Origin of the sequence: Leptospira sp. B5-022 (assembly GCF_000347035.1) — a bacterium.
Taxonomy (GTDB): Bacteria; Spirochaetota; Leptospiria; order Leptospirales; family Leptospiraceae; genus Leptospira_B; species Leptospira_B cinconiae.
On sequence record NZ_ANIJ01000047.1, the window covers coordinates 50,320 to 60,000 of the forward strand.

Below are 9,681 nucleotides of genomic sequence, written 5' to 3' on the forward strand. Positions count from 1 at the left end.
ATAAGCCGAATAAATCGCCTTTGCGGATCTTGCCTGCAAAGGCGAAATTGAAAACGAATTTTAGAATTTCAGGAAGTAATATGAAGAAGACGATTATAGGTACGCTCACTCTCCTTATTTTTTTCTCCGTAGGGGAATTGTTTGCCGATCCGGCACCGGTGGTTGGTAGTTGGAGAACCGTTAGCGAGGAAGGAAAAGAAGAGTCGATCGTAGAGATCTACGAGCAGGGTGGTAAAATTTTCGGTAAGATCGCAAAGTTAACCGATCCACTTGATAAAAACGGAAAACCTCATACTTGTACAGAATGTGACGGAACGGACAAAGACAAACCTGTTTTAGGACTGGTAATCATTCGTGGTTTAGCTCCCGATGGAGACAAATGGTCCGGTGGTAAAATTTTAGATCCTAACAACGGGACTTGGTACAAATGCTTTTTAAAAGCGGTAGACGGTGGGAAAAAATTGGAAGTCCGCGGTTACGTTGGGTTTTCATTATTAGGAAGAACCCAAGTCTGGCTTAAAAAGTAGACATCTTTCTTTTTTCCGGGGTAGGGAAGATGGATCCTCTACCCTGGAAATAATCTCGCATTTTACCGTTCCGCTCAATTCTTTCTTTTCTTCCCCATTCCCTTTCAAAAAACTACGACTGTGGCGGGCTTTCTTCGCGTCTTTCTACTCAAATTTTATTTTTGTACCTATTTAGTTTCCTGTTCCATTTTAAGGGAAACTATTCCTTCTCGACCATTAAACGACGGCTCCGTCTCGATTCTTTTGAAAATAGATAAAAACGCCAGGGAAGAATTCGAAAGAGTAACTTCTTGGGAAGTTCCTTATACGTTTATAGAGAAAGATTATAGTTATGCAGTGATCCATAAGGAAAAATTAAAAACATACGGTTTTCCTAAAGAAGGGATCAATATCGCAAAGGGTATGCCTTTCAAATATTATTCCGGAAATTACCAGAATTCCCTATCAGAATCCATTTTTGCATTAGCAGATATCAGGAAAGGTTATAAGGATAATATATTAAATTCTCATTATCTATATTGGGTACATCGACTTTTTCCGAGACATACGCAGCACAAGGTAATCGGAAAATCAAGTAGGGGTAGGGAGATTCCTGCAATTCTGCTCACTGACGTTGCCGTGCCGGATGAAAATAAAGTATCCGTCTTATTTAATTGTGCTCATCATTCAAACGAAGTAATTTCCGTGGAACATTGTTATGATGTGATCTATGAACTTTTGGCTCATAAGAAGAAGTATGCGGATATGTTTGCAAAACTCAAGATCTGGGTGGTTCCAATCGTAAATCCGGACGGCTCCAGAGTTTTCTGGCATGAGAATATGTCGATGGGAAGAAAGAACGGATATCCCGGTTGGGGACAAGTCTCCGAAAAGGAAAATCCAGGAGTAGATATCAATCGGAATTATCCATTCTTCTGGGGAAAAACAAAATCGAACCGAACTTCTTCCATGTCGAATAGCGTATTTTTCAGAGGACCGTATCCCGGTTCCGAGCCTGAGACACAAGCGATGATGAATTTAGCCGAAAAGGAAAGGTTTGTAGCTTCTATCAGTTATCATGCTTTTGCGAATTGTATCTTAGTTCCTTATACCATTGATGGAACCTCTAATCCGGAACCGGACTTTACTTGGAATTTAGCGAAGAGGATCGCTTCCGCCGTAGAAAGTAAAAACCCAAACCATAATTTCGGCGCTAAAAAAAATATCTACGCAGTGGACGGGGTGGATCAAGATTACTATTTCTTTAAGTACGGGACTCTCGCATACTTAGTTGAATCTTCTCACTTGAATCCTCCATATTCGGACGTACCGAAAATTATGGAATCTTTGAGACCGGCATGGATGATCCTTTTGGAAGAAATTGCCGATGGAAGTAAACTTTACTTCAAGATCAAAGACGAACACGGAAATCCTTTAGCGGCAAATATCAAATATGAAAAGGTCGTTTTTTATCATGGGGAAGTTAGGACTTCTCGAAAAGAAGATGGAATGTTTTTCCAATCCTTTCCCGGAATTAGAGGTATTAATTTGAAAGTGGAAAAGGAAGGATATGAGACAGTCAACTGGCAGGGCACCACTTGGAAATCTTGGAAGGCAGTGGAAATCGTTCTAAAGAAGAAAACCCCGGCACAATAATATCGGAATGAACAGATATAAAAACGAGGCCGCGCTGATCTTTTGCACCTTGATTTGGGGCGGGACATTCTCCGCTACAAAACTGAGTTTGGCCTCTATTTCTTCCTGTTTATTTATCGGTATCCGATTTGCGATCGCAACGTTCGTTTTTATTATTTATATTCTTCTGAAGAACCGAAAGGATCCCGTATCTTATCCGACTTGGAAGGCAAACAAATCTCTTTACTTCTTGGCCTTTTTATTGGGCTTTTGGATGTTTCTTGGATTCGCATTCGAGACAGTCGGCTTAAAATACACAACCGCTACTAAGTCCGGGTTTTTGACAGGGACCTTGGTGGTTATCACTCCTATTTTGCAGACTTTGTTTTTGAAACGTTTGCCAAGTTCCGGAAACTTACTGGGCGTGATCGTGGTAATGTTGGGACTATTCTTTCTTTCCGCAGAATCAACGGGAGAAGATCATAAATTTATAATATCTTATCACCTGGGCGATATACTTACTTTGGGTGGCGCGTTTTTCTTTTCTTTATATATTATTTATGTGGATAAGGCGAGTAAGTCCTGCCCTTTGGATATTCTCCTTTTGTCTCAAACATTAGTGACCAGTGTATTCGCTTTTTTTCTAGCATTTCTCTTACATTGGACGGAATTCGAACCATTGTTTATCAAAATGGATTCCAGAGTTATGCCTGCCTTATTCTATAACGGTTTGATCTCTTCTGTGGGAACTACATTCTTGCAGACAAAATACCAGCAAGGGATCTCTCCTACGAGAGCGGGATTGATCTTTTCTTTGGAGCCTGTGTTCTCCGCAATTCTTGCCTATTTTACTTTGGATGAACGGATGGACGCAACCGGTTTGATCGGATGCAGTTTCGTGCTCACAGGTGTGTTATTAGCCGAACTTTTGGGTAGAGAAAAAAAATTTTAGAGCTTGTTCTATCCCATATTTTAACGAAAGTTTTGCAATTTTTTAGACTTTGATTTGTGGTTTAAAGGTCCGGAGTACCTGTCATGAAGCGGATTTGTTTTTTTGTATTTTTACTTTCTATTTCGGCTTGTAACCAAGCCAAATCCATCGATATAGACTCCGCCAAATCTCCCATTGGTCTACTCATGGATATTACCCTTTCCGAGGTACTTAACGGTAGAGATGCAGGCCCGGAGTTTATGGCTGCAGGGGATAATTGTTCCCTTTTTACTTCCAATGATGGAATTGTTTGGAGCATTCGACAAGGCGGCTCTACTCCTTTTACGGGTTGTTCCGGCGGAGTGATCTATGGACTAGCGCAAGGTAACGGAAGGTGGGTGGCTGTCGGTACAGTCAGCGCCTCATATCAAACGAACACGAATAATTGCGGTATTTGGAGCAGTGTCGACGGTGTCGAGTGGGTAAAACATGCCTGTCCAAATCCAAACATATTAAGTTATTCTAATACTCCTCTTAGATCAGTGGTCTATGGGAATGGGATGTTTTTTGCTTCCGGCCATAAAATGGGAACTGGAGCCAATGAGGACTATTATGGGTTGGTCAGTTCCGATGGGATGAGCTGGAATTTTAAAAAGTTAGGACCGACTCCGATTGTAGATGGAGGATTAAATTCTACCTGTTATCTTTCTGCGGATTCGGCAGGAATTCATTGTCTGGGAGAAACAGGATCCTATGCTTCATCCAGTGCGATCCTAAAATATAGTTTTGCAAGTTCTACTTGGGTTTCCGATTCAGATCAACCCGGATATTTAGGATATTCTAATATGCCTACTTCTCCACCTAACTATAATCCGAATACGTTTTGGTTTTCCAAAGGGCCGAACCAATCCCGTTTTTCTTTTGGAGAAGGAGACGGTGCGAATTACGTGAATCGAAAGCTTTCAGGAGGGGATTGGGAAGAAGTAGTTACGAATGAATTATTGGGGACCTACGACATTCTTCTGAATTCCATGGCCTTTAAGGGAAATATGATTGTTGCACTCGGAGACAATTGTACTTGGATGAATTCCTCCGATGCGGGTGCCAATTGGACCGGTTATGAATCGATCGGCAACTGTTCCTACGATAACGGTCAGCCGGACTTTTTAAGCTTAGCCTATAATCCGTACGTGAAATTATTTTTAGGAGCGGGGAGAGCAGGAAACGTAATATATTCCGAAACAGGATTGGATCCTTCTTCTTGGACTATTTTGAATACTGGGTTTAGCGGTACGATTAATACTCTGATCTCAAAACCTTAGTTCTCCTGGGTGGAATTTTCAACACGTAAATCTTGAGTCGGGATTGGGATCTTTGCCTTGATCGCCGCTTCTCTAATCTTCGGATCTAATTGGAGAAGTTTTTTAATTGCGATATCCTGCCAATAGCGAGATCGATTTTCTTTGATAAATCTTTTTAGGAAATGGATCTCTGCACCTTTTGGACTTATTTCTTCCTTTCCGTAATATTTACTTTTAATATTAGAAGAAAAATTCGGATTTCCCTGTAGATACGTATCCAGATTTTCCATAACGTAGGTGCCCAAATAAGGCCTGCCATAAGTCGGATTTGTATCTTTTGGATAGGCGATAAAATTTCCTATAAATCGGATCTCTAATCCACCCGGATTTGTGAAAGAAAATTTAGATTTTTCTAATGGATCATACTCTATTCGGATGGAGTTGGTATGAAGAACAGTGTAGGTATGGGTTTGTACATGCCCATATTTGTTTACGGTAGTGTAGGTATGAGTTGTGGTATAAGAATAAGAGGCACTGTCCAATATTAAAGATTGGTTTTGCGGGAGTCTAGTGACTGCGAAATATTTAGGAGCACTTCCATCCGATTTTCCTAGCTGTAATTTTTTGACCCATAAAAATCTGTAATTTTCGTCTCCCTCCATTTCCTGCCCTGGATCTTCTAGATTAATTCTTAAAGTATTGTCCGAGAGAGAAGATATATGTGTTTCTTTTGGAATCGAATCTTCTAAACCTCTAAATATCCCATTCGAGATACCTCCCTGGGCAACGATCAGACCAAACGCAACTAAACCTTCTTCCCCAGGGACAGGATCTTCCAGCACAGGAAAGGTTTTTATACAACCCATGCTGAATACGGTTAAGTTTAGAAAAAGTAAGGACCTAAATCTCCAATCCATTGCTTCCATCTTAAAGTGTACCATTACTTATTCAATCCGTTTTGTTAGTTGACTCGAATTGGATCGAATAAATAAATAATGTTCTTTATAGTCCGTCCCAAAATAAACTATCAATAAAAACTAAGTGTCGGCCTTTGTGAGCCTCGACTTTTTGGAAAAACTCTTATACTACATGAAGCGAAATATCCGGGCAAAATTATTTTTTTTATTTTTGATCTTCTTTTTAACTCCAATCTATAATTTCGCTTCTCCCCCAAAAACGGATTTGGATGACGATGTCTTAAAAGAGATCCGAGATCATTATGACTCGGGACAGAAGGCAAACAAGTTCGATAGAGACTTAGGCATTCCTAAAGTCCCTAAGGCTAGGTTTTTTTCCATACAACCGGGCGGAAGTTACGATTTTATTTCCGACCTGGATATCAGCGGAAGAGGAAGGTCCGCTGCGATGACTACAACGTCTCAAAGGTCTAATTTCTTTTTTGATATCAGAAGTAAGGACTTTAAGATCAACGAGGCTTTTGGAGTTCAACTTCTGTTCCATTCCGCCCGAAAAGAGTTCGACAAACAATCCTATTCAGTACCTGCTCCGGATACAAGTTCTTCTTCCGATTCAAGTTCCTCTTCGTCTAGTAGCAGTAGTTCCGGACAGAATGATAAAAATTCGGTTACTGCGGATCTCGGAACTAACGTCAAAGTAGATTATAATTATATAATACCTACATTCTATTGGGGAAATCCGGACGTAGACGGATTTCGTATGGGAGTCGGTTTCGGATTAGCCGATATCAGAATGAGAGGGAATGTGGACTTTAGGGATCCCGGAGAAATGATCGGAAAATTGTATGGAGCAATGGGTGACAGAAATACTTTTTTGAACACATTAAGTTTTATACAATTGAGCTCCGGCTTAGTGGATCTGAGAAGCGGAGATCCGCTATTCAATTATCTATTATTAAACTTAAGCCAAGGTAATAATTTGGAATTAATGGGGGCGTATCTTGCCAGCCAAGGCACCAATTTTTCTACGGATATACTATCACTTTTAGTTTATACATCTTTGAAGGATGATTACAATCCTTTGGAATTATTAGCTTTGAGCGCACTGTCCAGAACCAGCATCAACGCTAAGGATAAACAAGTTTTTGCATACATGATCTATGTAGAAACGCCTAAATTCGGGTTCGTAAAAGCTAGGCTGAGTTGGCATGGACCGTTGTTCAAGGATTCCGGATATACGATCCACATGAGCACCCTCGAGTTGGCATTAATGATCCCAATCAACTTTTAATTCTTCTAAATTACATCCACATAATATCCCTGCTTGACACTCGGTCGATTCGAAGAGATTTTAGGCCAAAAACGAAACCGCCTAACCGAGGAATAATGAATAGAAATTTGGAACTAGAACGCCAAGGGGAAGTAGCCGCAAATTATCTGCGGATCTTTTTAACGATAGTTTTTATTTTCGGAACCGCATTTGGGCTAGCCTGGAAAAGCGGAATCCAATCGGTTTTAGGTTATTATATCGGTGGAATCATCGCATATTCCTTCATAATCTTCTTTTCCATTTTTGTAATGAAGTTTTTCGGTTACAAACCTTGGTTGAAATACGCCACAGTGTTTATGGAATTTATCGGTTATGCGATAGTACAGGCCGGGTATTTTGGAACGGAAGACCAATGGAAACCGAACGGGGTGTTGAGCCCTGCAAACTACGGGATCTATTTTTTGATTTTAGCTGGGACTATTTTTAGGTTCAATCCTAGATTCACTTTTATCACTTCCACCGTCTTGGCAGTTCAATTCACCGCGATGTCTATGGCACTCACTATTCTGAACCCGCAACTTCTCACTATGGGTTATGAAGGAATGGTCCGATTGAGATCTCCTCTTGTAATTTTAATGGGAGTATTTTTATTCGCATTCGGGGTTACGATCTCCTATGCAACCAAGTTCGTAAGAAGGTTGGTAGAAGAAGCACAAAGTGCGGAAGAACGGGCGATTCGAAATTATACCTCTGCGAAGGAAATTCTGCAAAGTTCCGAAATAGTAGCGGAAGAACTTCGCAAATCTTTAATTGATGTGGAAGACGTGGCTAAAGCAAACGAAGATAGTAGCCGCGATCTTGCTAGTATGGTGGAAGAAACGTCCGCCACTTTGGAAGAGATGGGTGCGAGTATTGAATCCATCGCAAAAATGGCGGAACAACAGGATGAATTCGGAGATGATACTTCCACTTCCATCGATAAATGGAAGGACCAAATGGTCCGAGTATTCGAAGCCGTTTCCTTTGCAAGAAGCCTAGGCGAAGGTTCGGCTGCCACAGCAATCGAGGGGGAGGGCACGGTCCGAGTTGCGTTAGACGTATTCTCTCAGTTTAAGGGTACGGTCCAGGAAGTGAGTAAGATATTAGGAGTGATCCAAGATCTTACAGGGAAAACGAATTTACTTTCTTTAAATGCAGCCATAGAGGCGGCAAGGGCGGGGGAAGCGGGAAAAGGATTCTCGGTAGTAGCGGAGGAAGTGAGTAAACTTGCGGATTCTTCCTCCAGAAACGCAAAAGAGATCGTTAAACAGATCGGAGCCTTGGGAGAAGCTTCCGATACAAGTTCCGAAAAATTCGGAGAGTTGGTCCAGGCATTCCGTGAGTTGACGGCGGGGATCGGTTCAATCGGAGAAGCTCTTGCTCAAGTAGGGGACTCGGTAGACAAACAAAAAAGTTTATCTACCGAAGTGGAGGATAAAAACAAACAGATCCGTGAACTTTCCAAAGAGATGAAAAATTCCACATTAGAACAATCGAATGGAGCTAAACAGATCTTAGACGGGATAGAATATCTGAGTAAAAGATCTATGGAAATGTCCGAGATCACGGAAAAGCTTCGAACTAGTTTGGAAAGACTAAAAGGAACTTCTCAGTCTTTGACAAAAACCTTGGAAGCAACTAAGTTGGAATAGAAACCAACATTATAAATATTAAAAAATATTTCATACGTCCTTCGATCGGAAGTTGTCCCAAAAGGAACGTATGAAATACGAAACGGAAAGTATTTTTCAATTCGGAGCCGTCATCCCGGTGGAGATCGCAATCCGATTCCAGGAATTGATCGTATTGATTACGACGATCAAAGCGATAAATTCCTTTTCCTCAAAATGGGCTCGAACTCTCGTATACAGGTCATCCGGAACCCCATGTTCCGAAATTTTAGTCACAAATTCCGTTAATTCTAAAGCAGCCCTTTCTTTTTCCGTATAATAAGGCGCCTCTCTCCAAGCGTTCAAAAGATAGATCCTTCTTTCTTCTTCTCCTAACTTTCTGGCATCAACGGTGTGCATGTTGATACAAAAAGCGCAACCATTGATCTGAGAAGCTCTGATCTTGATCAGCTCATAAAGTTTGATTTCGATCCCTGAGCTCTTAGCAAAGTTTTCCATCTCTATCATTCTTTCGAAAACTTGGGGATATACTTTGGCATAATTGAATCTTGCGTTCATTTGTTTCCTCTTTTAAAAGAAAGACGCGCGAGGAGAGAGATTGTGACAATGGGTGGGAGATTTTTGAAAAGGCCCCGCCCTTTTTGGGTGGGGGCCGGTACGGTGGTACCCGCGAACAGCAAAGTCCTTGTATCAGATCTTCGCAATTTTTACAACTACATTTTAGTCGCTCTACTCATGTTGGAATTCCAACAAGTGAAGATATATTCTGCTCCTTTAAAGGTTTCGATTTTTTCTTTACTAAGAGAGATTTGAGTTTTTCATTTATATCTTATTTTACGATCTTATCGTTTGGATTTAGGAGTATAAATGGTTTCTTTTGACAAGATCCAAAAGAGGGCGGCTAAAAGAAAAGGCGGAGAGAAGGCGTTGCAATCCCTTCTTCCCATAATAAGCCCTAAAAGCAAACTTAGTCGCCTCTCCGATGATCGGGTGCTTAGTGAAATGGCAAAGCGGATCTTCTCTGCTGGCTTTGTTTGGAAGGTTGTGGAAAATAAATGGCCCGGATTCGAAGAAGCGTTCTTAGGTTTCGATCCAATAAAATTACTCAAACAGCCGAATCGATTTTGGGACGCCTTACAATTGGACGAAAAGATTATACGCAATGCGCAAAAGATCTCTTCTGTGAGAAAGAATGCGCAGTTTGTTGTGGATATCGCTCGGGAACACGGTAGTTTCGGAAAATTTTTGGCGGATTGGCCCGTCCAGGATCAGATCGGACTTTTGGATTTTCTTTCCAAGCACGGATCCAGGTTGGGAGGAAATACAGGGCAATACTTCTTACGTTTTATCGGAAGGGATTCCTTTATTTTATCTTCCGATGTTATATTATGTTTACGCGATGTAGGTCTTTCTTTGTCTTCTACAGGAAAATCCAAAAAGGATCTGTCGGC

At 41.1% G+C, this 9,681-nt stretch carries 9 protein-coding genes (1 of these 9 only partly in view); 7 read left to right on the forward strand and 2 right to left on the reverse strand.

Translation table 11 applies throughout. The features are described from left to right. Positions 1-80 precede the first annotated feature (80 nt). From LEP1GSC192_RS16495 to LEP1GSC192_RS16510, 4 genes are all read left to right on the forward strand, one after another. Positions 81-527 (forward strand): DUF2147 domain-containing protein, encoded by a 447-nt coding sequence (locus tag LEP1GSC192_RS16495; RefSeq protein ID WP_036090975.1) that lies wholly within the window; start codon positions 81-83, stop codon positions 525-527. A gap of 120 nt (positions 528-647) precedes the next feature. Beyond that, positions 648-2,162 carry a M14 family zinc carboxypeptidase gene (locus LEP1GSC192_RS16500; RefSeq protein ID WP_020771157.1) on the forward strand — a complete coding sequence of 505 codons (1,515 nt, stop codon included), beginning with the start codon at positions 648-650 and terminating at the stop codon, positions 2,160-2,162. Positions 2,163-2,169: 7 nt separating this feature from the next. Then, the gene (locus LEP1GSC192_RS16505) at positions 2,170-3,093 is read left to right on the forward strand and encodes a DMT family transporter (RefSeq protein ID WP_020771506.1); all 924 of its coding nucleotides are present in this window, start codon (positions 2,170-2,172) and stop codon (positions 3,091-3,093) included. Between the two features lie 83 nt (positions 3,094-3,176). Beyond that, positions 3,177-4,394: a hypothetical protein gene (locus LEP1GSC192_RS16510; protein ID WP_020771279.1), complete on the forward strand. Its 1,218-nt coding sequence runs from the start codon at positions 3,177-3,179 to the stop codon at positions 4,392-4,394. On the opposite strand, the gene LEP1GSC192_RS16515 is transcribed toward LEP1GSC192_RS16510, so the two are convergent. Next, the gene (locus tag LEP1GSC192_RS16515) at positions 4,391-5,314 is read right to left on the reverse strand and encodes a hypothetical protein (RefSeq protein ID WP_036090746.1); all 924 of its coding nucleotides are present in this window, start codon (positions 5,312-5,314) and stop codon (positions 4,391-4,393) included. The genes LEP1GSC192_RS16510 and LEP1GSC192_RS16515 overlap by 4 nt on opposite strands. A 148-nt stretch (positions 5,315-5,462) precedes the next feature. Here LEP1GSC192_RS16515 and LEP1GSC192_RS16520 point away from each other — a divergent pair, with 148 nt between their 5' ends. Next, on the forward strand, positions 5,463-6,581 hold the full coding sequence (locus LEP1GSC192_RS16520; protein WP_020771424.1) for a hypothetical protein: 1,119 nt from the start codon (positions 5,463-5,465) through the stop codon (positions 6,579-6,581). Between the two features lie 95 nt (positions 6,582-6,676). Beyond that, a complete protein-coding gene (locus LEP1GSC192_RS16525; protein ID WP_020771499.1) occupies positions 6,677-8,251 on the forward strand; it encodes a methyl-accepting chemotaxis protein in 1,575 nt (524 codons plus the stop codon). Between the two features lie 96 nt (positions 8,252-8,347). Here the strand turns inward: LEP1GSC192_RS16525 and LEP1GSC192_RS16530 are convergent, their stop codons facing one another. Then, positions 8,348-8,788: a carboxymuconolactone decarboxylase family protein gene (locus LEP1GSC192_RS16530; RefSeq protein WP_020771395.1), complete on the reverse strand. Its 441-nt coding sequence runs from the start codon at positions 8,786-8,788 to the stop codon at positions 8,348-8,350. A gap of 309 nt (positions 8,789-9,097) precedes the next feature. Here LEP1GSC192_RS16530 and LEP1GSC192_RS16540 point away from each other — a divergent pair, with 309 nt between their 5' ends. Then, positions 9,098-9,681 carry the 5' portion of a DNA-3-methyladenine glycosylase I gene (locus LEP1GSC192_RS16540; protein WP_020771132.1) on the forward strand. Its footprint extends 121 nt past the window's final position, so the window shows 584 of its 705 coding nt (coding positions 1-584); it begins with the start codon at positions 9,098-9,100; its stop codon lies off the right edge, out of view.